At 71.0% G+C, this 26,252-nt stretch carries 25 protein-coding genes; 12 read left to right on the forward strand and 13 right to left on the reverse strand.

The window, feature by feature from the left end:
- The first annotated feature begins 48 nt into the window (after nt 1-48).
- A complete protein-coding gene (locus tag ACFVT5_RS35335; RefSeq protein ID WP_389896682.1) occupies nt 49-1,584 on the forward strand; it encodes an HtaA domain-containing protein in 1,536 nt (511 codons plus the stop codon).
- Nucleotides 1,585-1,675: 91 nt separating this feature from the next.
- Here the strand turns inward: ACFVT5_RS35335 and ACFVT5_RS35340 are convergent, their stop codons facing one another.
- Nucleotides 1,676-2,383, reverse strand: a complete 708-nt coding sequence (locus tag ACFVT5_RS35340) for an alpha/beta hydrolase (protein ID WP_389896684.1) — start codon at nt 2,381-2,383, stop codon at nt 1,676-1,678.
- Nucleotides 2,384-2,427: 44 nt separating this feature from the next.
- On the opposite strand from ACFVT5_RS35340, the gene ACFVT5_RS35345 reads away from it, so the two are divergent.
- Complete coding sequence (locus ACFVT5_RS35345; RefSeq protein WP_389896685.1) at nt 2,428-3,093, forward strand: PhzF family phenazine biosynthesis protein; 666 nt, start codon at nt 2,428-2,430, stop codon at nt 3,091-3,093.
- Nucleotides 3,094-3,124: 31 nt separating this feature from the next.
- Here ACFVT5_RS35345 and ACFVT5_RS35350 read toward each other — a convergent pair whose 3' ends face one another.
- Together ACFVT5_RS35350 and map are read right to left on the reverse strand one after the other, a co-directional pair.
- Entirely contained in the window at nt 3,125-3,778 is a 654-nt protein-coding gene (locus ACFVT5_RS35350; RefSeq protein WP_389896687.1) for a heme oxygenase (biliverdin-producing), read from the reverse strand.
- A gap of 163 nt (nt 3,779-3,941) precedes the next feature.
- Nucleotides 3,942-4,799, reverse strand: coding sequence for a type I methionyl aminopeptidase (gene map / locus ACFVT5_RS35355; protein ID WP_389896689.1), 858 nt, complete (start codon nt 4,797-4,799; stop codon nt 3,942-3,944).
- Nucleotides 4,800-4,875: 76 nt separating this feature from the next.
- On the opposite strand from map, the gene ACFVT5_RS35360 reads away from it, so the two are divergent.
- A complete protein-coding gene (locus ACFVT5_RS35360; protein ID WP_389896691.1) occupies nt 4,876-5,097 on the forward strand; it encodes a hypothetical protein in 222 nt (73 codons plus the stop codon).
- 306 nt (nt 5,098-5,403) lie between these two features.
- Here the strand turns inward: ACFVT5_RS35360 and ACFVT5_RS35365 are convergent, their stop codons facing one another.
- The gene (locus tag ACFVT5_RS35365) at nt 5,404-6,654 is read right to left on the reverse strand and encodes an MFS transporter (RefSeq protein WP_389896996.1); all 1,251 of its coding nucleotides are present in this window, start codon (nt 6,652-6,654) and stop codon (nt 5,404-5,406) included.
- Between the two features lie 319 nt (nt 6,655-6,973).
- Entirely contained in the window at nt 6,974-7,579 is a 606-nt protein-coding gene (locus ACFVT5_RS35370) for a hypothetical protein (protein ID WP_389896693.1), read from the reverse strand.
- A 175-nt stretch (nt 7,580-7,754) separates the two neighbouring features.
- Between ACFVT5_RS35370 and ACFVT5_RS35375 the strand changes: the two genes are divergently transcribed.
- From ACFVT5_RS35375 to ACFVT5_RS35400, 6 genes are all read left to right on the forward strand, one after another.
- On the forward strand, nt 7,755-8,921 hold the full coding sequence (locus ACFVT5_RS35375) for an exo-alpha-sialidase (protein ID WP_389896695.1): 1,167 nt from the start codon (nt 7,755-7,757) through the stop codon (nt 8,919-8,921).
- Nucleotides 8,918-10,246: an ABC transporter substrate-binding protein gene (locus tag ACFVT5_RS35380; protein WP_389896697.1), complete on the forward strand. Its 1,329-nt coding sequence runs from the start codon at nt 8,918-8,920 to the stop codon at nt 10,244-10,246. The genes ACFVT5_RS35375 and ACFVT5_RS35380 overlap by 4 nt, the downstream gene beginning before the upstream one ends.
- Entirely contained in the window at nt 10,243-11,232 is a 990-nt protein-coding gene (locus tag ACFVT5_RS35385) for a carbohydrate ABC transporter permease (RefSeq protein ID WP_389896700.1), read from the forward strand. Before ACFVT5_RS35380 ends, ACFVT5_RS35385 begins: the two co-directional genes overlap by 4 nt.
- Nucleotides 11,229-12,098, forward strand: coding sequence for a carbohydrate ABC transporter permease (locus ACFVT5_RS35390; RefSeq protein WP_389896702.1), 870 nt, complete (start codon nt 11,229-11,231; stop codon nt 12,096-12,098). Before ACFVT5_RS35385 ends, ACFVT5_RS35390 begins: the two co-directional genes overlap by 4 nt.
- A 90-nt stretch (nt 12,099-12,188) precedes the next feature.
- Nucleotides 12,189-12,902: an NADPH-dependent F420 reductase gene (npdG, locus tag ACFVT5_RS35395; RefSeq protein ID WP_389896704.1), complete on the forward strand. Its 714-nt coding sequence runs from the start codon at nt 12,189-12,191 to the stop codon at nt 12,900-12,902.
- A gap of 116 nt (nt 12,903-13,018) precedes the next feature.
- Nucleotides 13,019-13,216, forward strand: coding sequence for a hypothetical protein (locus tag ACFVT5_RS35400; protein WP_389896706.1), 198 nt, complete (start codon nt 13,019-13,021; stop codon nt 13,214-13,216).
- Here the strand turns inward: ACFVT5_RS35400 and ACFVT5_RS35405 are convergent.
- Complete coding sequence (locus ACFVT5_RS35405; RefSeq protein ID WP_389896708.1) at nt 13,213-14,004, reverse strand: site-2 protease family protein; 792 nt, start codon at nt 14,002-14,004, stop codon at nt 13,213-13,215. The two genes, ACFVT5_RS35400 and ACFVT5_RS35405, sit on opposite strands and share 4 nt — an antisense overlap.
- A gap of 360 nt (nt 14,005-14,364) precedes the next feature.
- On the opposite strand from ACFVT5_RS35405, the gene ACFVT5_RS35410 reads away from it, so the two are divergent.
- A complete protein-coding gene (locus tag ACFVT5_RS35410; protein ID WP_389896710.1) occupies nt 14,365-17,766 on the forward strand; it encodes a BTAD domain-containing putative transcriptional regulator in 3,402 nt (1,133 codons plus the stop codon).
- 46 nt (nt 17,767-17,812) lie between these two features.
- On the opposite strand, the gene ACFVT5_RS35415 is transcribed toward ACFVT5_RS35410, so the two are convergent.
- The 7 genes from ACFVT5_RS35415 to panB all read right to left on the reverse strand — a co-directional run bounded on the left by ACFVT5_RS35415 (nt 17,813) and on the right by panB (nt 23,608).
- Entirely contained in the window at nt 17,813-18,634 is an 822-nt protein-coding gene (locus ACFVT5_RS35415; RefSeq protein WP_389896712.1) for an ABC transporter permease, read from the reverse strand.
- On the reverse strand, nt 18,631-19,656 hold the full coding sequence (locus ACFVT5_RS35420; RefSeq protein WP_389896714.1) for an ATP-binding cassette domain-containing protein: 1,026 nt from the start codon (nt 19,654-19,656) through the stop codon (nt 18,631-18,633). The genes ACFVT5_RS35415 and ACFVT5_RS35420 overlap by 4 nt, the downstream gene beginning before the upstream one ends.
- 122 nt (nt 19,657-19,778) lie before the next feature.
- Entirely contained in the window at nt 19,779-20,189 is a 411-nt protein-coding gene (locus tag ACFVT5_RS35425) for a VOC family protein (RefSeq protein ID WP_389896716.1), read from the reverse strand.
- A gap of 52 nt (nt 20,190-20,241) precedes the next feature.
- Entirely contained in the window at nt 20,242-20,643 is a 402-nt protein-coding gene (locus ACFVT5_RS35430; RefSeq protein WP_389896718.1) for a helix-turn-helix domain-containing protein, read from the reverse strand.
- A gap of 7 nt (nt 20,644-20,650) precedes the next feature.
- Complete coding sequence (locus tag ACFVT5_RS35435; protein ID WP_389896721.1) at nt 20,651-21,877, reverse strand: GDSL-type esterase/lipase family protein; 1,227 nt, start codon at nt 21,875-21,877, stop codon at nt 20,651-20,653.
- Between the two features lie 88 nt (nt 21,878-21,965).
- Nucleotides 21,966-22,538: a TetR/AcrR family transcriptional regulator gene (locus tag ACFVT5_RS35440; protein WP_389896723.1), complete on the reverse strand. Its 573-nt coding sequence runs from the start codon at nt 22,536-22,538 to the stop codon at nt 21,966-21,968.
- Nucleotides 22,539-22,723: 185 nt separating this feature from the next.
- Nucleotides 22,724-23,608, reverse strand: coding sequence for a 3-methyl-2-oxobutanoate hydroxymethyltransferase (panB, locus tag ACFVT5_RS35445; protein WP_389896725.1), 885 nt, complete (start codon nt 23,606-23,608; stop codon nt 22,724-22,726).
- A 259-nt stretch (nt 23,609-23,867) separates the two neighbouring features.
- Between panB and ACFVT5_RS35450 the strand changes: the two genes are divergently transcribed.
- Nucleotides 23,868-25,460 (forward strand): DHA2 family efflux MFS transporter permease subunit, encoded by a 1,593-nt coding sequence (locus ACFVT5_RS35450; RefSeq protein ID WP_389896727.1) that lies wholly within the window; start codon nt 23,868-23,870, stop codon nt 25,458-25,460.
- Nucleotides 25,461-25,570: 110 nt separating this feature from the next.
- Nucleotides 25,571-26,167, forward strand: a complete 597-nt coding sequence (locus ACFVT5_RS35455; protein WP_389896730.1) for a TetR/AcrR family transcriptional regulator — start codon at nt 25,571-25,573, stop codon at nt 26,165-26,167.
- Nucleotides 26,168-26,252 lie beyond the last annotated feature (85 nt).

Below are 26,252 nucleotides of genomic sequence, written 5' to 3' on the forward strand. Positions count from 1 at the left end.
CCTCCCTCATCCCTTACGTCTCAAGACATCTCAAGGAGAACGACGACCATGGCAGCTACCCGCCGCCCGACAGCCCTCGCGGTCGCCGCCGCGACGGCCGTGACCCTCGGTGCCACCGCACTCGCCCTGCCGGCCTTCGCGGCCCCCGCGGCGGCCGGCGCCCCGCAGATCGGCCTCAAGGACGGCACGCTGGACTGGGGGTTCAAGGAGTCCTTCCGCAAGTACCTCCTGTCGCCCGTCGCGCACGGGAAGATCACGGTCGCGGACGGCGCCGAACAGGCCACCGGCAACGGGCCGTTCACCTTCTCGGACGGCACCGGCAGCTATGACACGGGCACCCACGGCACGGACACCCGGTTCAAGGGGAGTGTGCGCTTCGAGGGCCACGAGGGCGTCCTTGACATCAAACTGTCCGATCTGAAGGTCACCACGTCCGGGACCACCGGGACGATCTCGTCGGACGTGACCACCGTCAAGGACGGCACGCCGACCACACAGAACGACCTCGTCATCGCCGACCTCGACCTCACGGGGATCAGACCCGGTTCGGGCGCGGGCGGCGCGATGGTGTTCAAGGACATCCCCGCCAAGCTGACGGCCGCCGGATCCACCGCGTTCCAGAACTTCTACCAGGCGGGGGCCGCGCTCGACCCGGCGACGCTCACGGTGACGCCCGCGTCGGACAGTTCGGGATCGCCCAGCACGAGCCCGTCGACGTCCCCGTCGACATCTCCGTCCACCTCGCCCTCGACGAGCCCGACCCCGGGCCCCAGCACGAGCCCGTCCGGCGGGACGCCGAGCGGGGATCCGTCCCCGACGGACACCAGCGGTACCCAGAGCCCCGCGCCCGGCGCGGTGGTGGGCGGCACCCTCGCCTGGGGCGTGAAGGAGTCCTTCCGTACGTACATCAGGACCGGCGGCGAGATCCAGCTCGCGGGCGGCGCCAAGGACAACGGCGACGGCTTCGACTTCCCGTACGCCAAGGCCGACTTGGACTCCGACGCGAGGAAGCTCAGCGCGTCCTTCGACGGCAGCGCGCGGTTCCTGTACAGCGGGCACGGCATCGACATGACGTTCGGTGACGTGAAGATCGAGGCGTCCGGGTCGAAGGGCACGCTGATCGTGGACGTCAAGACGGCCAAGGGCACCAACGAGGACGTGCCGTTCGCCACGCTCGATCTGTCGAAGGCGTCGTACATGGCCAAGGACGACGTGGTGCTTCTGGACAAGGTGCCGGCGGCCTTCACGGCGGAAGGCGCGGAGCAGTTCGCGAACGACACGACCGGGTCCCTGTACAAGGAGGGCCAGGCCATCGATCCGGTGACGGTCGCGCTCGCCCTCTCGAAGGACGCGGTCCTGCCGGGTGGTTCGGGCGGCTCGGGCGGTACGGGAGGTTCCGGGTCCGGCGGATCCAGCGGCGGCGGCTCGGTGGGCGGTTCCGTGGGTGGCTCGGGCTCCCTCGCGTCGACGGGCGCCGGACTCCCCTCCGGCGCCCTGCTGGCCGGCGCGGGGGCGGTGGTGGCGGCGGGAGCAGCGGTGTTCCTGTCCGTCCGCCGTCGCCGCCCGGACATCAACGAGGTCTGACGGCCGAGGCCCTTGGGCCGGGCCCCTTCGCGGTGTCGGACGCGCTGATCGGGAGTGGATCCCGATCAGCGCGTCGCCGCTCCCGGGACCGTCAGCCCAGGTGCCGGGCGAAGAACCTCAGCGAGCTGTCCAGCTCGAACGCCGGCACCTCCGCGTGCTTACCGGGGTTGGCGTGCAACGTCTTCTCGGGCGAGGCGAACGCGTCGAACAGCCCGAGACTCGCCTCCCGTGGCACCCTCTCGTCGTCCCACTGCACCAGGAACTCCAACGGGACGGTGATCCGCGCGGCGGCCTCGGCCGAGGTCGGCACCCCGCTCAACCCCAGTACCACCGCGCGGACTCGGGGCTCGGACGCGATGAACGGAACACCGAGCGCGCAGCCCATCGACACCCCCCAGAAGCCCACCGGGCCCGCGCCGACATGGTCGAGTTCCTGGAGCGCGGCCAGGACCGCCCGCCATTCCAGGACGGCCTGATCGGCGAGGAGCGCGTGGAAGGCGGCGACCACCGATGTCGCGTCCTTTCCGGTCTGCGCGTGGGTCCGCATCTCCGCGATGATCCGGTCGTGTTCCGCGCTTCTCGGCCGCTCGCCATGGGCGGGCGCGTCGACGGCCGCCACCGCGAAACCGCACTCGGCCGCGTAGCGACGCGCTCGGGCCACCATGCCCGGGGCCGACTTGTGCCGGCCACCACCGTGTCCCATGAGGATCAGGGGGCGTGCGCCCACGGCGCCGTCCGGCGTCCACAGCACGCCGGGGATCTTGGCACGCGGTGGTACGCGGCGTCGCAGACGTACCACAGCGTGTGTGTGCGGGGTCCGGGCTCTCGCGCTTCAATGGGCGGGTGAATCAACTCGACGTGTTGCGGGTGTTCCTCGGGCCCGACGGACGCCACGGCAATGAACTGGGCGTCGTACGCGACGGCGCCGTGGTCCCCGGGCGGGCGGGCCGCCAGGCCATCGCCCGGAAACTGGGCTTCAGCGAAACCGTGTTCGTGGACGACCCCGAGCGCGGCGTGATCGACATCTACACGCCCACCCTGCGGCTGCCCTTCGCCGGACACCCTTGTGTCGGCACCGCCTGGCTCCTTGACGTGCCCGAACTCGTCACCCCCGCAGGCCCGGTGGGCGCACGGCAGGACGGCGAGTTCTGCTGGATCGAGGCCCGGCCCGAGTGGGCGCCCCCGCGCACCCTGCGCCAGTACGCCTCGGCGTTCGACGTCGACGCGCTCGTCGTACCGCCGCCGGGGGAGTGGCTCTACGCCTGGGCCTGGGAGGACGAGGCGGCGGGTCGCGTACGGGCCCGGGGGTTCCCCGGCCGAGGCGACGGCATCGACGAGGACGAGGCGACCGGAGCCGCCGCCCTCCTCCTCACCGCCGCACTCGGTCGCGCCCTCAACATCCGCCAGGGCAAGGGCTCCCAACTGCTCACGGCACCGCAGCCGGAGGGATGGGTGGAGCTGGGCGGCCGGGTCGACCTGACCCAGGCGGGCGCCCCGCTCCCCATGTGACCGTACGGCCAGGTGACCGTACGGTGCGCTGCTAAGCGGTGAGCGGGAACTCCTGGCCCAGGGCCTGGAACACGGCCGTGTTCAGGGCGAAGGCCCGCTTGCACTCGGCCACGATCCGCTGCTGCTCCAGCTCGTCGGCCCGCACCTGGTCGAGGAGTTCGCGATAACCCCGCTTGAACGCCGCCGGGTTGGTGATCTCCTCGAAGACGTAGAACCGGACGCCGTCGCCCTTGCGCGTGAAGCCCCAGGTCCGCTCCGCCTTGTCCCGGATGATCTGCCCGCCGGACAGGTCACCGAGATAGCGCGTGTAGTGGTGGGCCACATAGCCGGCCGGCCACTCCCGTGCGCACTCCTCGACCCGGCCCGCGTACGCCTCCGTCGCGGGCAGCGGCGTCAGTCCCGTACGCCAGGACGGTCCGCGCAGATGGGCGAGATCCCGCTCCAGGGCGGCGAGCCGCAGCAACTCGGGCCGCACGAAGGGGCCGGCGACCGGGTCGTCCCGCAGGCTCTCCGCTCTGTCCTCCAACGCGCGGTAGACGAACCACAGTTGCTCGGTGTAGCGGGCATACGCCGCCACGCCGAGTTTCCCGCCGAGCAGGTCGCTCATGAACGTCGAGGTCTCCGCCTCGGTGTGCGCGTCATGGGACGCGGTGCGGATGAGCGTCGAGAACGGCGTCGTGTCCATGGGGCCTCCGGGTGCCGAGGGGGTCGAGAGCCACCCCGATCATCTATGGTTAGGCTAACCTAAGTCAACAGCTTCCCGACATCCTGTCGGTAAAAGAGTACCCGGAATGGAGAAGGCCCGCCCGGGAAAGGGCGGGCCTTGCGATCGATGCTGTTTCGGGGTGCTACGGCAGGGTCAGGATCTCGGTTCCGGTGTCCGTGACGACGAGCGTGTGTTCGAACTGGGCCGTCCGTCGCCGGTCCTTCGTGACGACGGTCCATCCGTCGTCCCACATGTCGTACTCGTACGACCCCAGCGTCAGCATCGGCTCGATCGTGAACGTCATCCCCGGCTGGATCACCGTCGTCGCCTGCGGACTGTCGTAGTGCGGCACGATCAGGCCCGAGTGGAACGACGAGTTGATCCCGTGCCCGGTGAAGTCCCGCACCACCCCGTACCCGAACCTCTTCGCGTACGACTCGATGACCCGGCCGATGATGTTGATCTGCCGGCCGGGCCTGACCGCCTTGATGGCGCGGTTCAGGGACTCACGGGTCCGCTCCACGAGGAGGCGGGACTCCTCGTCGACGTCACCGACGAGGTACGTCGCGTTGTTGTCGCCGTGCACTCCGCCGATGTACGCGGTCACGTCCAGGTTGATGATGTCGCCGTCCCGCAGCACCGTGGAGTCGGGGATGCCGTGGCAGATGACCTCGTTCAGCGAGGTGCACAGCGACTTCGGGAAACCGCGGTAGCCGAGCGTGGACGGGTAGGCGCCGTGGTCGCACATATAGGTGTGCGCGACCTCGTCGAGTTCGTCCGTGGTGACCCCGGGGGCGATGATCTTCGCGGCCTCGGCCATCGCCCGTGCGGCGATACCGCCCGCGATCCGCATCCGCTCGATCGTCTCGGCGTCCTGGATCTCCGGCCCGGTGTACGGGGTCGGGGCGGCCTTGCCGACGTATTCGGGCCGGACGATGGTGCCCGGGACGGCGCGGGGAGGGGAGAGGTGCCCTGGTGCGAGCAGTGACTGGCCAGACATGCCAGCGAGTGTAGCCAGCCGGGATGGGGCAGCATGGCCGCTGTAGGTACCGGTTGCCGAGGGTGAGGAGCCCGTGATGGCCCTGTTCAAGAAGCGGACGGTCGGGAAGCCGGGCGAATGGTTCTACTGCCTGGTCCATCAGAAGGTCGAGGAAGGCCCGGACTGTCCGGCCAAGGACCGATTCGGACCGTATGCCTCACGGGAGGAGGCGCAGCACGCCATGGACACGGCGGCTGAGCGCAACCTCGAATGGGAAACGGACCCTCGGTGGCACGACCCGGCGCCGGACGACAAGTAGCCCCCCGGGGGTTGGGCGGCGGAATCTCCCCCCGGCACATCCCACCCACCCGCCCTGACGGGCGGGCACTGGCATGTCGGCCACCGCAGGACAGTCGCCCGGTGGGCCTGCCGCCGCGCTGCCACTCACGGCCCGGTGACCCCTGGCGCCCCGCTTCTTCCCACCCACCCGCCCTGTCGTGCGGGCCCCGGCATGTTGGGCGCCCTGAGGTCGCCGCCCGCCGGAGGTGAGGCCCTCCCTGCCGTGCCCAATGTGTCGGTGGCCGTCCGTTGGGGCGGGTGGGTGGGAATGCCGGAGGTCAAGGGGTTACCGGTCGTCCCGTGCGGCTCGGTTGCGTTGGGTGTCCGGGTCTTTGTCGGCGTTGTAGGTCAGTAGGCGTGGCAAGAGGCCGGCGAGTATCACCACGGCCCCCACGCACACCACCCCGCCTGACCAGATCGCCGTCCGCGTTCCGGTCCATCCGGCCATGGCGCCGGCCCGTACCTGCCCCAACTGCGGTCCCACGCTGTACGACAGCACCTCGATACCGGCCAGCCGCCCCCGCAACTCGTCGGGAATGGTCTGGTTCCAGATCGTGCTGCGCCCCAGCCCGCTGACCATGTCCCCGGCCCCGGCCACCGCCAGACACACCAGTACCGGCCACACCTGGTCGAGCCGTCCCGCCGCCGCGATGGCCAGCCCCCAGGTCATGGCGCCGAACACGACCAGGAGCCCGTGCCTGCGTACCCGGGACGCCCAGCCACTGGTGAGGCCGACCGCCGCCGAACCGACCGCCCCGGCCGCGTACATCAGGCCGAGGGACCAGGTCGCGTCCAACTCGTCCGCGAGGAACGGGAAGATCGTGTGCGGGAACGCCAGGAACATCGCCGCCAGATCGATCGCGTACGTGCCAAGGAGCACCGGCCGCGACCAGGCGTACCGGGCGCCCTCCGCCAGGCCCCGCAGCGACGGTTTCGGCGCGTCGTGCGCCGGGGGAGCGGGGGCGAGGCGCAGGCACATGACCACCGACACGGTGAACGTGACGGCGGTGACCCCGTACGCCGTCGCGCTGCCCGCGAACGCCACCACGAGTCCCGCGAGCGACGGACCCGCGATCTCGCCCGCCTGCCAGCGCAGCGAGGTGAGCGCGGCGGCGGCCGTCAGCTGGTCGTGCGGGACGATACGGGCCACCAGGGCGTCCAGCGCGGGGCGTTGGAGCCCGGTGAGTGCGGAGACGCCGGCCGCGACGAGGTACAGGGGCCAGAGCAGGGGCGACGGGAGAAGGGCGTTCACCAGGAGGACGACGGCCAGCGCGCCGAGGGCGGCCTCCGTACCGATGATGACCTTGCGGCGGTCCACGGCGTCGGCGAGGGCGCCGCCGTACAGACCGAACACCACCAGCGGTACGAGTTCCACCGCACCCATCGCGCCCACGGCGAGCGGTGAGTCGGTGAGGTGCTTGATCTGCAACGGCAGCGCGACCATCGCCATGGCACTGCCGCAGTACGTGACGAACCCCTGGACCCACAGCAACCGGAAGTCCGGCGTCGACCGCAACGGCGACAGATCGGGCAGCACGCGGTACCGCTGCCGCTCCGGGGACGGGGGTTCACCGGTACCCCCCGACGTCCCACCCTCGACTTCCCCACCCACACCACTCACAGCCCGAGATACTCCCCCGCCCCCCACCCCATCAACAACCAATTTCCCCCGCACCAACCCCACCGGGGGCAGCCCCGCTCCTGTCTTTTCCCGCCGCGACGGCGGGTCGCCCCGCGGCGCGTTCCGGCGGTGCCGAACCGGCCTAGTCGGGGCGAGGGGCGGCCTGCCCCTGTTTTCTCCGTCGCGGCGGCGAGTCGGCCCGTGGTGCGATCCGGCGGTGCCCAACCCCCGGTCACTACCACCGCACCGGCGGTGGCGTGGTGAGCTGGTCCGCCAGTCGGGACAGGCGGTCACGGAACCGGTGCCGCCCCCGCGCGGCGGGCAGGCTGTTCTCGCCCGCCGCCGCACTCACCAGATGCTGCACGGTGTCCAGCGACAGTTCCGGTCCGGCCGGCGCGGCCAGCGCCTCGTGGGCCAGGGAGTGCAGGTCCCGGTCCCCGGTGTCCAGGGCCAGTACCGTCGCCCCGGCCCGCCGTGCGTCGTGGACCCGTTCCAACAGGGCGTCCCCGGGTGCGTCCGGGGCGATCACGAGCAGGGTCTCGCCCCGCCGCGCCGCCTCGATCCGGCCGAGCCCGACCGCCAGATGTGCCGCCGCCCCCTCGGCCGGCACCTGATGGCGCACCAGCGTCGGCGTCAGCTCCGGTGTCCCCGACCACGCGGCCTCGTCCACCAGATGGGCGGCCAGATGCCACGGCTCGTACGCCTGGGTACCCACCAGCAACAGCCCGCCCCCGTGCGGCACGACGGACGAGCGCAGGGTGCCCGCGAAGCGGCGTGTCGCCCCCAGCCACTCGGTTCCGGCGAGTACTTCCCGCAGCAGTGCAACCCGTACGGCGTCCATGGCCCCGCATCCTGCCTCAGTCGGACGGTTCGTCAGGTGGAGTTCACCGGGAATTCCCCCGGGCTGGGGACGTGTACGAACCGGCCCGTGCCGTGCCTTGACGCCGCCCTGGGCGCTCCCTAGGGTCACGCAGAGGACAAGGGACGTCCTACCTCTGATGATCATGGGGGACCGCATGCCGAGCGAGGAACCCGTACCCGACCCTGTATCCGACCGCGTATCCGAGCCCGTACCCGACATCTCCGTGCCCTTCCGCGCCGGACAAGAGGGCTACGCCAGCTTCCGTATCCCCGCCGTCGTAGCCACCACCGACCCCACCACCGCCGACGACCGACGCCTCGTACTCGCCTTCTGCGAAGGCCGTGTCTCGTCCCGCTCCGACGCCGGTGACATCGACATCGTCCTCAAGCGGTCCTTGGACGGCGGCCGGACCTGGGGCCCGCTCCAGGTCGTCGCCCGCAACGGCCACGACCTCGCGGGCAATCCGGCCCCCGTCGTCCTCGACACCGGCCGCGTCCTGCTGGTCCACGTCCGCAACAGGGCGACCGCCACCGAGGACGCCATCCGGCGCGGCACCGTCCCGGCGGCCGACGGACGCCGCGTCTGGGTGAAGCACAGCGACGACGCCGGGCTCACCTGGTCCGAGGCCCGCGAGATCACCGACCGCGTCAAGCGGACCGGCTGGCGCTGGTACGCCACCACCCCCGGCCACGCCCTCCAGCTCACCACCGGCCGCGTCGTCGTCCCCGCCAACCACTCGCTGCCACCCACCGACACCGACACTGGCACCGACACCGATACCGGCACCGAGGGCCGCTACTACGGCGGCCACAGCCTCCTCAGCGACGACCACGGCACCACCTGGCGCATCGGATACGTGGACGACCACCCCGAGGGATACGTCAACGCCAACGAGACCACCGTCGCCGAACTCCCCGACGGGCGGCTGTACTTCAACACCCGTACCGACTCACCGTCGCCCGGCACCCGCGCCGACGCCCACTCCACGGACGGCGGCGCCACCCTCGTCAAGCCGTTCCGGCCGCAGGCGGGACTCGCAGGACCGGTCGTGCAGGGCAGCCTGCTGCACCTCGGCGCACCCGACGTGCTCCTCTACTCCGGCCCCGCGGCCCCCGCCTCCCGCGCCCTGATGACCCTGCGCCGCAGTACCGACGGCGGCACCACCTGGGCATCCGCGTACACGGTCGACGGTCTGCCCGCCGCGTACTCCGACCTCGTCCGCGTGGACGAGAGGACCGTCGGACTGCTCTACGAGACGGGCGACTTCAGCGCGTACGAGACCCTCACCTTCCGCAGGATCCCCGTGGCGGATCTGGCGTGAGCCGCCGTCCCGGCCGCAGGGCCGCCCTCGCGTCGGCGGCGGCGACCGGGCTCGCCCTCACCGCCGGTGGCTGCGGCGGCGGCCGGGACAACGGCGCCGAACAGCGGCCCGCCCGCGCCCCCGGCAAGAAGATCACGCTCAGCTTCTGGTCCTGGGTGCCCGGCATCGGCCGCTCGGTCGATCTGTGGAACCGTCAGAATCCGGACGTACGGGTCGAGTTGGAGAAGGTGTCCGCCGTGGGCGGCGCGCAGTACGCGAAGATGCGCGCCGCCGTGAAGGCGGGCCGCCCACCGGACCTCGGCCAGATCGAGTACTCCGTCGTGCCCAGCTTCCTCCTCGACCAGGGACTCACCCACCTCACCCGGTACGGCGCCGCCCGCGACCGGGGCAGATTCGAGGGCTGGCTCTGGCAGCAGTCCGTCTACGCGGGCGCCGTGTACGCGGTGCCGCAGGACTCCGGCCCGATGGGGCTCTTCGTCCGCCAGGACCTGTTCGACGCCTGGGAGGTGCCGGTGCCCGCCACCTGGGACGCGTACGAGTCCGCCGCGCGTGCGATCAGGAAGCGCGGCGCCTGGATCGAGACGTTCGCCGCGACCAACGGCAACCGGTTCGCCGCGTACGCCTGGCAGGCCGGGGCCCGCTGGATCCGTACCGAGGGCGACACCTGGATCGTCTCGCTCGATGACGAACCCACCCGCCGGGTCGCCGACTTCTGGGAGAACCTGGTCCGCGGGAAGCTGGTCAAGACCGTGCCGGACCGGCAGAACGAGTGGTACAAGGACATCCAGAGCGGCGCCATGACCTCTTGGCTCGGGGCCAGTTGGGGCGACGCCCTGCTCGCGGGCAACGCCCCGAAGACGGCCGGCAAGTGGCGCGTCGCCCCGCTGCCGCAATGGTCCGCGCGCGCCAACGCCGGTGCCAACTGGGGCGGTTCGTCCACCGCCGTCTTCGCCGCCTGCCGCTACCCCCGTGACGCCCTCGCCTTCGCCCTCTGGCTCAACGCGGACCCCGCGTCCGTACGGCTCCTGATCGAGGGCGGCATCGGCTTCCCCGGCGCACCCGGCGCCTACCCACCGGCCGCCCTGGAGAGCCGCCGGGACTTCTTCGGCGGGCAGGACTACGCGGCCGTGTTCCGGAAGTCCGCCGCGGCCGTCGACACCAGTTGGCGCTGGGGCCCCGCGACCGACCTCCTCTACCAGCAGCTCGGCGACGCCCTCACCGCCGCGCTCGACGGCGACGGCACCTTCCGCGACGCCCTCCGCACGGTCCAGCGGCAGACCGTCACCGACCTACGGGCCAAGGGACTCAAGGCGGACACCGCATGACCGACACCGAGACCCTTCCCCGTGACGAACCCGCCGGGGAACCCGCCGACCCCCTCGCCCCCGGCCCGCGCACCCGCCCCCGAACCACCCCCCGCACCCGCCGCGACACCCGCACCGCCGCCCTGTTCCTCGGCCCCTTTCTCGCCCTCTTCGCGCTCTGCTACCTGGCCCCGCTCGCGTACGCCGCCTACCAGTCGCTGCTACGGGTCGAGCGGTCCGGACCGCTCGGGCTCGGCGGCAGCCGGGAGGTCTTCGCCGGGCTCGCGAACTACACCCGCGCGCTCCAGGACCCGTCGTTCCTCACCGGCTTCGGCCGGGTCCTGCTCTTCGGCGCCGTCCAGATCCCGGTGATGATGCTGCTCGCCGCCGGGCTCGCCCTGCTCCTGGACGCCGCGAGTGCCCGCTGGATCGGCTTCTTCCGTACGGCCTACTTCCTCCCGTACGGCATCCCCGGAGTGATCGCCTCGATCCTCTGGGGCTTCCTGTACGTGCCCGGGATCAGCCCCTTCGTACAGATCGCCGACGGCATCGGATGGCACCTCGACTTCCTCGGCCCGCACACCACCCTGTGGTCGATCGCCAACATCGTCACCTGGCAGTACACCGGCTACAACATGCTCGTCCTGATCGCCCAACTCAAGGCCGTCCCCACCGAGTTGTACGAGGCCGCCCGCATCGACGGCGCGAACGCCTGGCAGATCGCCCGGCACGTCAAGCTTCCGCTGATCCGGCCCGCGCTCGTCCTGACCGCCGTCTTCAGCATCATCGGCACCCTGCAACTCTTCGCCGAACCGATGGTCCTGCGGCCCCTCACGCACACCATCGACTCCGGCTACACGCCCAACCTGCACGCCTACAACCAGGCGTTCACCGCCGACAACCCGTATCTCGCCGCCGCCGAGGCGGTCCTCCTCGCCTGCGTCGCCTGCCTGCTCAGCTTCGGCTTCCTGAAGCTCACCGGCGGCCGGAAGGACGCCACCCGATGACCACCCCGACCCCCGCCCAGGCCACCCGCCCCGCCGCCCGGTACCGGATCCTGACCGCCGCCGCACTCGCCGTCGCCGCCGTCTACTTCCTCGTCCCCGTCTACTGGCTCGCCGTCTCCGCCACCAAGGACACCCCCGGACTGTTCGGCAGCTTCGGCCTCTGGTTCCACGACCCGCATCCGCTGACGTATCTGCGGGCCGTACTGACGTACCAGGACGGCGTCTTCGTCCGCTGGTTCGCCAACTCCCTGCTGTACGCGGGCGCCGGAGCCGTCCTCGCCACGCTCCTTTCCGCCGCCGCCGGATACGCCCTCGCCGCCTTCCGCTTCCCCGGGCGCGCCGCCGTCCTCAACGTCGTCCTCGCGGGCGTCCTCGTACCGGCCACCGCGCTGGCGCTCCCGCTCTACTTCCTGTTCGCCGCCGTCGGCCTCGCGGACAGCTACGCGGCGGTGCTGATCCCGAGCGTCGTCAGCCCCTTCGGGGTCTATCTGTGCCGGATCTACGCGGACGCCGCCGTCCCCACGTCGCTCCTGGAGGCCGCCCGGCTCGACGGCGCGGGCGAGGGGCGGATCTTCGGCGGCCTGGTGCTGCGCCTGATGAGCCCGGCGCTCGTCACCGTCTTCCTGTTCCAGTTCGTACATATCTGGAACAACTTCTTCCTGCCGTTGGTGATGCTCAACGACTCCACGCTGTACCCGATCCAGCTCGGCCTCACCCAGTGGCTCGGCTACGCGGACCGGCAACCCGTGCTCTACCAGTACACGGTGGGCGGCGCGCTGCTCTCCGTCGTCCCGCTGATGGTGCTCATGGGCGTCCTTCAGCGGTACTGGCGCGGGGGGTTGGCGGACGGCAGCCTCAAGGCGTGACCTGGGCACGACCTGCCGAGCCCGCCCACGTGACGGTGACCACTCGTCTCCGCTACGCCGTACCGACCCCACGGAACGTAAAGTCGCCGTATGACTTCTTCCTCCGCTTCCGACCGCCCGCAGCAGGCCCCCGCCAAGGATCCGTGGGACCTTCCCGACGTGTCCGGGCTCGTCGTCGGTGTTCTCGGCGGCACCGGGGACCAGGGCCGTGGCCTCGCCTACCGGCTGGCCCGCGCCGGCCAGAAGGTGATCATCGGATCCCGCGCCGCCGAGCGCGCGCGGACGGCCGCCGACGAGCTGGGCCTCGGCGTCGAGGGCGCCGACAACGCCGAGTGCGCCCGCCGCAGCGACATCGTCATCGTCGCCGTCCCGTGGGACGGGCACGCCAAGACTCTCGAAGCGCTCCGCGAGGACCTCGCGGGCAAGCTCGTCGTCGACTGTGTCAACCCGCTCGGCTTCGATAAGAAGGGCGCCTACGCGCTCAAGCCCGAGGAGGGCAGCGCCGCCGAACAGGCCGCCGCGCTGCTCCCCGATTCCCGGGTCACGGCCGCCTTCCACCATCTGTCCGCCGTGCTGCTCCAGGACGCGTCCGTCGAGGAGATCGACACCGATGTGATGGTGCTCGGCGAGACCCGCGCCGACACCGACCTCGTCCAGGCGCTCGCCGCCCGGATCCCCGGTATGCGCGGAGTCTTCGCGGGCCGGCTCCGCAACGCCCACCAGGTCGAGTCGCTCGTCGCCAACCTGATCTCCGTCAACCGCCGCTACAAGGCGCACGCGGGCCTGCGCGTCACGGACGTCTAGTACCGGGTAGTACTGCAAGGTGTGGGCAAGGCGCGGTACGGGGTGAGGGGCCGGCACGTTCGGGTCTGGGGGACACTGGGAGCACAGTCAGTGTCCCCCCGACAGGAGCCGAACCGATGCCCCGCCTCGCCCTCTACACCCTCGCGGTCTGCGCGCTCTCCCTGGCCGCGGCCGTGATCTCGTTCGTCCAGGGCAGCTGGCTGCTCGGCGTCGTCTGGGTGCTGCTCGTGGGCCTCTCCTCCAACATGACCTGGTACTACGTCCGCCGCGCGAAGCTCCGCGCCGCCCAGTCGGCCGGGCCGGTCACCCGCTAGACGCACCCCGGGTTGGTCTCCTTCCAGAAGCGGTAGAGGTTCAGCCCGCAGTAGGAGTCCACCTCGCCGACGCCGATGCCCCGCAGCAGTGCGTGGATGGCGTCGAAGAACCAGATGTTCACCTCGGGGATCCACAGCACCGCGAACACGGCGAGCAGCCCGAACGGCGCGAACGGCTCCATCTGCCGCTTCACCCCGTACGACAGCCAGGGCTCGATCACTCCGTACCCGTCGAGGCCAGGGACGGGCAGGAAGTTCAGGATCGCCGCCGTGACCTGGAGCAGCGCCAGGAACGCCAGGGCGTACCGGAAGGTCGCCGGGACGCCGTCCAGTGCGTGCAGCCAGAACGGGGCGGTGCACACGATCGCGAACAGCACGTTCGTCAGCGGGCCCGCCGCCGAGATCAGGCTGTGCTTCCAGCGGCCCTGGATCCGGCCGCGCTCGATGAAGACCGCGCCACCCGGCAGACCGATGCCGCCCATGATCACGAAGAGCACCGGAAGCACGATGCTCAGCAGCGCGTGCGTGTACTTCAGCGGGTTGAGCGTGAGATAGCCCTTGGCGCCGATCGAGATGTCCCCGCTGTGCAGGGCGGTACGCGCGTGCGCGTACTCGTGCAGGCAGAGCGAGACGATCCAGGCGGCCGTGACGAACAGGAAGACGGCGAACCCGGGCTGGTTGGCGTACCCGGTCCAGGCGGCCCAGCCGGAGACGGCGGTGACGGCCACGATCCCGAGGAAGACGGGGCTGACCCTCCGGTCGCTGCGGCGGGTGGAGGCGGTGGTCATCTCGCGGTGCTCCTGGGGTACGGGTGCGGGGCCGGGTACGGGTACGGGTGCGGGGTCCGGTGCGGCTTCGGGGTCTGATTCGGCTTCGGGGGTCCGGTGCGGCTTCGGTGCGGGCCGGGGCCTGCCGACCGTATCGGGCGCACGCCGAAAACGTCTCGCGGTGGGGCAGGAGTTCCGGAGAGGGTGTCCTGTATGACACCGCATTCCCCGTATCCGCCGTCGCACCCGCCCGCACCGGAGCGACCGGCGGGACGGGGAAGACCGGAGCCGATGCCTCCGGGGCGCTCAGGGAGCCCGGAACCCATGCCTCCGGGCCGCCCGGGGGCACCGGCCGCACCGGAAGCCGCGCGACCGGTGACAATGGACCCCGTGCGTTACCGGATCCTCGGCACCACCCGGGCCCAGCGCCCCGACGGAACCCCGCTCCCCGTCGGCGGCGCGCGGCTCCGCGCCCTGCTCACCGTCCTCGCGCTACGGGCGGGGCGGACCGTACCCGCGTCCGTGCTCGTCGACGAGGTATGGGGCGCCGAGCCGCCCGCCGACGCGCCCGGCGCCCTCCAGGCCCTCGTGGGCCGACTGCGCCGGGCCATCGGCGCCGACGCCGTCGCGTCGGTGGACGGCGGCTACCAACTGCGCGCGGGCACCGACGACGTCGACCTGTACCGCTTCGAGCGGCTCGCAGGAGAGGGCGCGCGGGCGCTCGCCGACGGGGACGCGGCCAAGGCGGCGGGCGTCCTGGACGACGCCCTCGCGCTGTGGCAGGGCCCCGCGCTCGCCGATCTCCCCGACCACACCGCCGAGGCGGCCCGCGCCCAGGCCCGCCGCCTCGACGCGCAGCGCACCCGGCTCGCCGCCGCCCTCGCCCTCGGCGACGCGGAGCGCGCCCTGCCCGAACTCACCGCCCTGTGCGACACCCATCCGTTCGATGAACCGCTCCAGGCGCTGCGGCTGCGCGCCCTGCGCGCCGCGGGCCGCCCGGCGGCGGCGCTCGCGGGGTACGAGGACGTGCGCCGCGCCCTGGCCGACCGGCTCGGCACCGACCCCGGGCCCGAACTGCGCTCCCTGCACAGCGAGTTGCTGCGCCCGGACGCCGGTCACTCCGGGAGCAACGGGCACCGCGCCCCCGGCACGTACGACAGCATCGACGGCCCGTACGACAGCATCGCCGCACCCACCCCGGCCACCGCACCCACCCCGTTCGCCGCGCCTTCCGTGACGACCGCGGCACCGACCCCGACGCCCCGCCCGCCCGGCAACCTCCGTGCCCGTCTCACCTCCTTCGTCGGGCGTGAGAGCGACATCGACGTGATCCGCGCCGACCTCGGACGGGCCCGTCTGATCACCCTCCTCGGGCCCGGCGGTGCCGGGAAGACCCGGTTGTCGCAGGAGGCCGCCGAGAGCGCCGCACAGGACTGCCGGGATCTCCCGGACGGTGTGTGGCTCGCCGAACTCGCACCCGTGGACAACCCCGACGACGTACCCGAGGCCGTCCTCACCGCGCTCGGCGCCCGCGAGACCGTCCTGCGCGGCGCGGGTGCCGAGGAGATGCGCGTCGCCGCCGACCGGTACGGCGAGAGCCCGCTCAGCCGGCTCGCCGAGCACTGTGCGCAGCGCCGGATGCTGCTGATCCTCGACAACTGCGAACACGTCGTGGCGGCGGCGGCGCACCTCGCGGCCCACCTCCTGGAGCGCTGCCCCGGTCTGACGGTGCTGGCCACCAGCCGCGAACCCCTGGGCGTACCGGGGGAGTTGCTGCGCCCGGTCGAACCGCTGCCGCAGCCCGTCGCGCTGCGTCTGTTCGCCGACCGGGCCGCCGCCGCGCATCCCGGGTTCCGGGTCGAGGACGCCCCGGACGACGTCGCCGAGATCTGCCGCCGCCTCGACGGACTGCCGCTCGCCATCGAACTCGCCGCCGCCCGGCTGCGGATGCTGACACCCCGGCAGATCGCCGACCGCCTGGACGACCGCTTCCGGCTGCTCACCAGCGGCGCGCGGACCGTACTGCCCCGCCAGCAGACCCTCCGCGCGGTGGTCGACTGGTCCTGGGACCTCCTGGACGAGCCGGAACGGACCGTGCTGCGCCGCCTGTCGGTGTTCGCGGGCGGCTGCGACCTCGCCGCCGCCGAGGCCGTCTCCGGTCCGGCAGCCCTGGAGGCGCTCGGCTCCCTGGTCGACAAGTCCCTCGTCGTCGCGGCCCCCGCGGCGGACGGCGCGATGCGTTACCGGCTCCTGGAGACCGTCGCCGAGTACGCCCGTGAGCGCCTGGACGAGGCTGGCGACCGCCGGGACACCGAGCACGCCCATCTCGTCCACTACCGCGAACTCGCCCGCACCACCGACCCCGAACTGCGCGGCCCCCGACAGCTCGCCGCCATCGACCGCTTCACCACCGAGTACGAGAACCTGCGCACGGCCCTGCGGTACGCGGTCGCCACCCGCGACGAACAGGAGGCGCTGTGCCTGGTGTTGTCGCTGTGCTGGTTCTGGCAGGTCCGCGATCTGCGTACCGACGCCCGGAACTGGGCGCGTGATGTCACCACCCTCGGACCCGACCCGTTCGCGCCGCCCGTGAAACCCGCGCCCCCGCAGTACGAGAGCTGCACCGCGCACCCGCCGCCGATGAGCCCGGACGTCCTGGTCGAGGCGCGGCGCGGTGCCCATCTCATCCTGGTGTCCTGCATGGACATGGAAGTGGACACCTGGCAGAGCCCGGAAGCGCGGGCCAAACTCAAGGCCATCGCCGAGAGTTACCGACCCGGGTTGCCGCAGATCTGCCGTATCCCCGGATACCTCTGGTTCTACGCCGTCATGCTGACCGGCGACGCACAGGCGCTGCGCGGGGTCGTCGACGGGACCGTCGAGACCGCCCGCGAACTCGGCTACACCTGGGAACTGGCGACCGCCCTGCATCTGCGGGCCAACGTCCTCGCCAACCGCACCGAATGGAGCGGCGACGCGACCCGGGACGCCGACGAGTCGCTGGAGATCTTCGCCCGTATCGGTGACGCGTGGGGCGCCGCCGAGGCGCTGTCCGCGCGCGGTGAGGCGAATGAGCGGCGGGGCGAGTTCGCCCGCGCGGCGGCCGACTACGAGGCGGCGATCGAGCATGCCGAGGTGCTGGGCGCCACCGCCCAGATCGCCGTGCTGACGGCCCGGCACGCCGCCGTCCTCATCGAGAGCGGGAGCGCCGCCGAGCGCGGTGAGGAGATGCTGCGCGAGATCATCCGGACGGACGGCGAAGCCCATCACGAGGGTATGCCCGCCGCCCGGCTCTTCCTCGTCCTGCGGCTCGGCCGCACCGGCCGCCTCACGGAGGCGCACGAGGAACTGCGCCTGATGCGTGAGAAGTTCACCGCGTCGAACTTCGTCTTCTTCGACGGGTACCTGCTCGGCGTGGAGGCATGGCTCGACATCGCCGAAGGTCACCCCGACCAGGGCCTGGAGAAGCTGCGCGCCGCGATGCTCCTGACCACCGACCCGATGTCGAAGATGATCGCCCCGCACATGCCGGCGATCCATCTGATGACGGGCTCCCTCGCGCTCGTGTCGTACCCGGGCGGGGCGCGGGTCCGGGACGCCGCCCGGCTCCTCGGCGCCTCGACGGCGCTGCTGCCGCCCCTGCACTTCCCCACGGGGATGGAGCGGGAGCTGCACGCGGAGGTGGAGACGGCAGGGCGCGGGATCCTCGGCGACGCCGCCTATGACGCCGCGTACGCCGAGGGCGGCGACCTCACCCTGGACGAGGCCACCGCCCTGCTCTGACCCGTCTTGGCCCCCCACCCTCCTCAGGACCGGCATCGCGGGGGCGTCAGCTCTTGGTACGGAACTTGTGGATCGCGACCGGCGCCATCACCGCGGTGATCGCCACCGCCCAGAGCAGCGTGACCGTCACCTCGTGCGCGACCGGGCCGCCGTTCATCAGGCCGCGCGCAGCGTCCGCGAGCGTCGACAGCGGGTTGTAGTCGGTGAACGCCTGGAGCCAGCCCGGCATGGAATCGGTGGGCGCGAAGATCGAGGAACCGAACTGCAGAGGCATCAGCACGAGGAACCCCATTCCCTGGATGGCCTGGGCGTTCTTCATCACGACGCCCAGGGTGAGGAAGATCCACATGATCGCGGAGCCGAAGACCAGTGCGAGGCCGATCGCGGCGAACAGACCCGGCACGTTCGACACGGACATACCGAGCATGAACCCGACGGCGAGCAGGATCGACGTGGCGACCAGCATCCGTCCGATCTCGACGGTGATCTTCGCGACGAGGACCGACGACCGGGCGATCGGCAGGGACCGGAAACGGTCCATGACACCGGTCTGGAAGTCCTGGTTGAAGCCGGTGCCGACGCCCATCGCGAGGTTCATGCCCATCATCGCCATCAGGCCGGGCACCACGTAGTTGACGTAGGCGTCCTGGTTGCCCTTTCCGGCGATGGCGCCGCCGAAGACGAACACGAACAGCAGCGTGAACACGATCGGCATCAGCACGGCGTCGAACATCGACTCCGGGTCCTGCCGGATCCACAGGAGGTTGCGGCGGACCAGGGCGCTGGTGTGCCGGACGTGCGCCCGCAGTCCGATCCGGCCGTCGGCCCTTCCGGCGGCGGGAGCGGCGGTGACGGTGGCGGCGCTCATACGGCGACCTCCTCGAAGGCGGGCGCGGGCGCGTCCTGCGGCTCGGTGGCCTTGTGGCCGGTGAGGGACAGGAACACCTCGTCCAGGCTGGGCAGTTCGGTGGTGAGATCGGCGAGGGTGATCCCGCGCGCGGTGAGGGCGCCGACGACGGCCGTGAGCTGTTCGTCGCTGAGGATCGGCACCAGGACGGTGCCCGTCTCCGTGTCCACCGTCGCGTTCCCCGGGCCGGTCAGCCCGAAGTCGTCCAGCGTCGCCGCGGTCGGGCGCAGCTCCAGCGGGTCGGCCGGGCGTATCCGCAGCGTACGGCCGCCGACGCGGGCCTTCAGCTCGGCGATACCGCCGCCCGCGATGACCTTGCCGCGGTCGATGACCGTCAACTCACCGGCGAGCTGCTCGGCCTCCTCCATGTACTGCGTGGTCAGCAGTACGGTCACACCGTCGCCGACCATCCGCTTGACCTCGTCCCACACCTCCATACGCGTACGCGGGTCGAGGCCGGTCGTCGGCTCGTCCAGGAACAGCACCGCGGGACTGCCGATCATGGAGGCGGCGAGGTCGAGCCGGCGGCGCATACCGCCGGAGTACGTGTTCACGGGTCGCTTGGCCGCCTCGGTGAGCGAGAACCGCTCAAGGAGTTCATCGGCGCGGACACGGGCGTCCTTACGCGTCAGATCCAGCAGCCGGCCGATCATGTACAGGTTCTCGCGGCCGGACAGCTTCTCGTCGACCGACGCGTACTGACCGGTCAGACCGATGACGCGGCGGAGCTGCCGGGGCTGCTTCACGACGTCGTAGCCGGCGACGGTCGCGCTGCCCGAGTCCGGGGTGATCAGGGTGGACAGGATACGGACGAGGGTGGTCTTACCGGCGCCGTTCGGTCCGAGTACGCCACGGACCGTGCCCTCACGGACATCGAGGTCGACTCCGTCGAGGGCCTTGGTCGGGCCGTAGTGCTTCACGAGTCCCCGCACGGAGACCGCCGCCGCTCCCGGCCGGTCGGGGTATGTATCGGTGTGCGTCATACCCAGCACACTCCCAGCCCCCACCGACAAACCCCCGACACCGAACCGACAACCCGACACCGTCACCGACAGACCGCCGCCGCCGACCGGGGGTTCTGTCGGCGGCGGGGCGGTGGGTGGGGTCAGGTGTTGGGTTGGGTGAAGCGGATGCTGTTGCCGAAGGGGTCGCGTAGGCCGCAGTCGATGCCGTAGGGGCGCTCGGTGGGTTCCTCGGTGAACTCGACTCCCAGGCCGCGCAGCGTCTCGTATGTCTTGCGGCAGTCGTCCGTGGTGAGGATGAGCGAGCCGCCCATGGCGCCCTTGGTCACCAGCTCACGGACCTGCTGTGCCGTCTCCTCGGACATCGCCGGCGGGCCCGGCTTCTCCAGGAGGATCTGGCGCTCCGGGTGGCCCGGGACGCTGACGGTGAGCCAGCGCATGAAGCCCAGGTCGGCGTCCGTGTTGACCTCAAGTCCCAGCTTGCCGACGTAGAAGTCGAGGGCCTCGTCCTGGTCGAGTACGTAGATCTGCGAGTGCGTGATGGCGTTGAACATGTTCATCACGCTAGTCGGCGGGCCGGCCGGAAACTTATCCGAAACTGCTCAGTCAGCTCCTTGGGCGGGTCCATGCCATCGTGTAGCAGGTCGGTACGGCCGGTGCCCCCGCCTTCCCGGTCTCCTTGCGGTACGTCCTCGGGGACCGGCCGACGATGTCGCTGAATGTGCGGCTGAAGGTTCCGGGGCTGCCGAAGCCGACCCTGAAGCAGATGTCCGTCACGCTGTGCTCGGTCTCCCGCAGCAGGAACATCGCCCGCTCGACCCGGCGCCGCTGAAGGTATCGGTGCGGTGTCTCGCCGAACGTGGCACGGAACGTCCGGGTGAAGTGCGCCTGCGACACATGGGCGATCCGGGCCAGCGCGGGGATGTCCAGCGGCTGCGCGTAGGAACGGTCCATCGCGTCCCGGGCCCGCAGCATGCGGCGATTGGTGTCCTCCGTGGCGCTTCTCATCGTGCCATCACACCACGACAGGCCGATCCGCGAAGGCGCCGAAGGGACCGTCCGTGGCGAAGGCCACGGCGGCGAAGCGTTCGCCGATACGGCGGTGCGTGTCGGCGTCCGGGTGGAGCGCGTCGGGCAGCGGCAGTTCGGCGGCGTCGGACTCCCCGTAGAGGTCAAGGCCGTCGAGATAGAACAGGTTCGGGTCCTCCGCTGCCCGTTGCGCCACGATCTTGGCCAGTTCGTCCCTGATGACCCGCAGGGTCAGCTTCCCGCTCGCGGTCTCCGCCGGATCGCCCGCCGCCCGGAACAGCAGCCGTCCCTCGCCCATGGAGCTGAAGTCCACGGCGCTCGGGCCAGGGGTGTCCTCGTGGATGGGGCACAGGATGGGCGAGACGACCAGCAGCGGTGCGGTGGGATGGCCGTCGCGGATCGTGTCGAGGAACCCATGGACGGCGGGGCCGAAAGCACGCAGCCGCATCAGATCGGTGTTGACCAGATTGATACCGATCTTGACGCTGATCAGGTCGGCGGGCGTGTCCCGCATGGTCCGCGCGGTGAACGGGTCCAGCAGCGCGCTGCCGCCCAGACCCAGATTGATCAGCTCCACACCACCGAGCGACGCGGCGAGCGCGGGCCAGGTCGTCGTGGGGCTCGCGGCGTCCGAGCCATGGCTGATCGAACTGCCGTGGTGCAGCCACACCTTGCGGCCCCGGTCCGGTACGGGACCCACGGGAGCGTCGGTACGCAGCGCGACCAGCTCGGTGGTCTCGTTGTGCGGCAGCCAGATCTCGATGTCCTTGTCGCCCTCGGACAACCCGTCGAAGCGGAGCGTGCCGACCGGGCCCGGCCGGTGCTCGGCGGTGCCGGTGGTCATGTCGATGGTCAGCGTGTTGCCGCCGGCCACGACCGCCCGCCCGGCCGGACGCCCGTCGACGCGCAGGTCGTACACGCCGTCCGGGCGGGGCGGAGCGCCCACGTAGATCCGCTTGGTCGGCAGGGTGTCCAGCTCGATGGCGGTGGCCCGGGTCCGGAAGGCCAGCCGTACACCGGCGGGCTGGGACTCCACCATGGCGAGCTGCGGGTCGGCGCACTGGGCGCGCGCCCACGCGGGCAGCCGGTGCGGCAGCACACCGTGCGTGGTGCGCTCCAGATCGAGAGCCCCGCGCAGGATGGCCTCGGTGACGGGTGTCGTGATCCAGGGGTGGTGGTCGGGGGTGTGGTGCTGGTGGGTGGTGGTGTCCATCGTCTCGCCTGCTGTTGGTTTGGGTCGTGCGGGTGGTGTACGGGGGTGAAGTACGGGGATGTGTACGGGTTCGGTGGTGCGGGTCCGGTCAGGGCTCCGGCGGCCAGTTCCTCAGCAGTGCGTCGAGGGCGTCGATGATCCGGGTCCAGGTCACGTCCGAGTCGGGGGCGCTGTGGCTGAACCCGCCGCCCAGTTCCAGGCTGACGTAGCCGTGGAAGACGCTGCCGAGCAGCCGGACCGCGTGGGTCTGGTCTGGCTCCGTCAGGTCGTAGCCGCGCAGGATCGCCCGGGTCATCTGGGCGTGCCGGACGCCCGCACTGGCCGCCGCCGTCTCCGGGTCGAGCCGGAGTTGGGCCGCCGCGTAGCGTCCCGGATGCTCGCGGGCGTAGTCGCGGTAGACGTTCGCGAACGCGGCCAGGGCGTCCTTGCCGGCCCGCCCGGCGAGGGCGGCGGCGACCCGGTCGGCCATCTCCTCCAGGGCGAGCAGGGCGATCCGGGTCTTGAGGTCCTGGGAGTTCTTCAGGTGCGAGTAGAGGCTCGCGACCTTGACGTCGAACCGCCGGGCGACCGCCGAGACGGTCACCTGGTCGAAGCCGACCTCGTCGGCGAGTTCGGCTCCCGCCCGGGTCAACCGCTCCGTGGTCAGTCCCGCATACGCCATAATCGCCTCCTTATTTGCCAGAGCCGATTATGCACATGCCTAATACCTTTAGGCAAATGACCGCACCCCACGTCGTTCCACAACACACCCCGCGCACGGGACAGCCCGCCGACGGGGGAAGATCGGCGGGCTGTCTGGTGCCGCAGTGGATCAGTGGTCCGGTAGCGACCGGTGGCCGGAACGGATCAGTGGACGGAGTGCTCGTCGGCGGGGAACGTGCCGCCCACCACCTCGTCGGCGAACGCCCGCGCCGCACCCGTCATGACGGACCGGAGTTCCGCGTACTGCTTCACGAACCGCGGCATCTTCCCGCCGGTCAGGCCCAGCATGTCCGTCGACACGAGAACCTGGGCGTCGCACGCGGCCCCTGCCCCGATCCCGACGGTCGGAATGTGCAGCACACGTGTCACCTCGGCGGCCAGCTCGGCCGGTACGAGTTCGAGTACGACCGCGAAGGCGCCCGCGTCCTGCACCGCCTTGGCGTCCCGCAGCAACTGCTGGGCCGCCTCCTCGCCGCGCCCCTGTACGCGGTAGCCCATCGTGTTCACGGACTGCGGGGTCAGCCCGATGTGCGCCATCACCGGGATACCGGACTCGACCAGCAGCTCGATCTGCCGGTGCGACCGCTCGCCGCCCTCCAGCTTCACGGCGCCGACCCCGGCGTCCTTCACCAGCCGCATGGCGCTGCGCAGCGCCTGTACCGGCCCCTCCTGATACGTGCCGAAGGGCAGGTCGCCGACGATCAGGGCGCGCTTGGTGCCCCGTACGACCGCGGCGGACAGCATGGTCATCTCGTCGAGGGTGACGGGCACGGTGGTCTCGTACCCGAGGTGCACATTGCCCATCGAGTCACCGACGAGCATCACCGGGATACCGGCCTCGTCGAAGACGGACGCGGTCATCGCGTCGTAGGCGGTGAGCATGGGCCACTTCTCGCCCCGCTCCTTGGCGACGGTGATGTCGCGGACCGTGATGCGCCGGGTGCTCTTGCCTCCGTACAGCGCCTTGCTGCTGTCGGAGGTCTTACCGGCATCCCGGCCGGGCTCGGGGGCAGCCGAAAGCTGCGTCATCGCAACGGCTCCTTCTGTCATCTCAAGGCGCCCTGACGGCGTCCCTGGACCGCCTCCATGGTGGCACCAGGTGCCGTCCGACGGCTAGGGCAGGGGGTGCCGGGAGCGTCACACCGGCCCAGGGAGCGTCACATCGGCCGAGGGAGCGTCACGCCTGGGCCGGTCACGGAGGAGCGTCACAGCGTTCCGTGCGTAAAGTTCTACCCATGGTTTCCGATACGAGACGGTCCCGTATCGGAAAATCTCTAGGCTCCTCCTCATGACTTCTCCCGCCATCCCCGGCCCGCGCATACCGGAAGCGGTGCACCGCCGGCGCTGGGCGATCCTGGCCGTTCTCATGCTCAGCCTGCTGATCGTCGTCCTCGACAACTCGATCCTGAACGTCGCGATCAAGACGATCTCCACCCCGGCCCCCACCGGCCTGGGCGCCACGCAGAGCGAGTTGGAATGGGCGATCAACGCCTACACCCTCGTCTTCGCCGGACTCCTCTTCTCGGCGGGCCTCCTCGGCGACCGGCTCGGCCGCAAGAAGGTCCTCATCGCGGGCCTCGCCGTCTTCGGCATCGGCTCGGCCCTCGCCGCCGAGTCCGGCTCCTCCGCCCAACTCATCGCGTTCCGCGCCGTGATGGGCCTCGGCGCCGCCTTCGTGATGCCCGCGACGCTCGCCGTCCTGATGAACGTCTTCGAGCGCGACGAGCAGCCCAAGGCCATCGGCATCTGGGCCGGCGGCGTCGGCCTGGCCATCGCCATCGGCCCCATCACCGGCGGTGTGCTCCTCGACCACTTCTGGTGGGGCTCGGTCTTCCTGATCAACGTCCCCATCGTCGCGATCGCCATCGCCCTGATGCTCGTCCTGGTCCCGGACTCCCGCGACCCGAAGCCCGGCCGTATCGACCCGGTCGGTGTCCTGCTCTCCGTCATCGGCCTGGTGCTGCTGGTGTACGGCATCATCAAGGGCGGCCAGCTCGCCGACTTCACCGACGCCCAGGTCCTGTTGACCATCGGTGCGGGCCTTGTCGTCCTCGGCCTCTTCGTCTGGCACGAGAAGCGCAGCGACCATCCGTCCATCGACATCGGCTACTTCAGGAACAAGGTCTTCTCGGCCGCCATCGTCGCGATCGCCCTCGTCTTCTTCGCGCTGATGGGCGTCACCTTCTTCTCGGTCTTCTACACCCAGAGCGTGCGCGGCTACTCGCCCCTCCAGACCGGTCTGTTGATGCTGCCGCTCGCCGCCGCGCAGATGATTTTCGCGCCGCGCGCCCGGCTCGTCGTGGACCGCTTCGGCAACCGCGCCGTCACCACCGGCGGTCTGCTGCTGCTCGCCGCGATGCTCGCCGCCTTCACGGTGCTCGACGCGAACACCCCGATCTGGCTCCTGGAAGTGATGTTCTTCCTGATGGGTACAGGCATGGCGCACATCATGACGCCGACCAGCGTGGTCATCATGCAGGCGCTGCCGCGCGAGAAGGCGGGGTCCGCGTCCGCGCTGAGCAACACCTTCCGCCAGGTCGGTGGCGCGCTCGGTATCGCCGTACTCGGCTCGGTCCTGTCGGCCGTGTACCGCTCCGGCATCGAGGACCGGCTCGCCGACGTCCCGGCCGGGATGCGGCACGCGGCGGGTGAGTCCATCGAGGCCACGCTCGGCGTCGCCGCGAAGCTGGGACCGCAGGGTCAGGCACTCGTCACCCCGGCCCACGACGCCTTCCTGCACGCGATGCACCTCACCGCCGTATGCGGAGCCGGCGTCGCGGTCATCGGCGCCCTGGTCACCGCCGCGTTCCTCCCCGGCAAAACCCCCGAGCAGCCGGAGCCGGAGAAGGAACCGGGGGAGACTGTGACCACGGGGAGTTGAGCGGACCGGCGGCCAGGACACCCCCAGTGCTGGGCATCCGGTACTGGGCATCCGGTACTGGGTAACCGGTACCGGGCACGCCGATCCAACCCGCAGGGAAGGAACAGGAATTGAGCACGGCCAAGGCTCTGAGGGGCCGCCCCCGCAGCGAGGCGGTGGAGCGCGCCATCCTCGAAGGAGTGATCAAACTCATCGAGGACGGCGTCCCCCTGGCCGAGGTCTCCATCGAGTTGGTCGCCCGTACGGCGGGTGTGGGCAAATCCACCATCTACCGCCGCTGGAGCGGTCGCGAGGCACTCTTCTGCGACGCGCTGCGCGCCGCCGAACCCCCCGAGCCCGAACTCCCCGGCACCTCGGTACGCGACGACCTCATCGCCATCCTCGAATCCATCCGCAGAAAAGGCGTCGTGAACCGTTCGTCGGCGCTTCTGCACAACGTCCACGCCCAGATGAAGACCCAGCCCCGGCTCTGGGAGGCGTACCACGCGACGGTCATACAGCCCCGGCGGCTGCGCACGAACGAGGTGCTGCGCCGGGGCCAGGAGACCGGCGAGATCCGCACCGACCTGGACGTCGACCTGGTCAACGACCTGTTCGTGGGCCCGATGCTGGTCCGCACCATGATCCGCCCCAGCGCCGACCTGCCGGAAACCCTTCCGGCGGACGTCGTGGACGCCGTCCTAGCGGGCCTGCGACCCACCGGGTGAATATGCGCGTTTCGTCACAGACCGCGCTAGGCCCCGCCCAACCGGAACTTGTCACGCCGCGCCGTTCGTCCTTGTGCCCGTACGA

It is taken from the genome of Streptomyces sp. NPDC058001 (assembly GCF_042886315.1).
GTDB lineage: Bacteria > Actinomycetota > Actinomycetes > Streptomycetales > Streptomycetaceae > Streptomyces.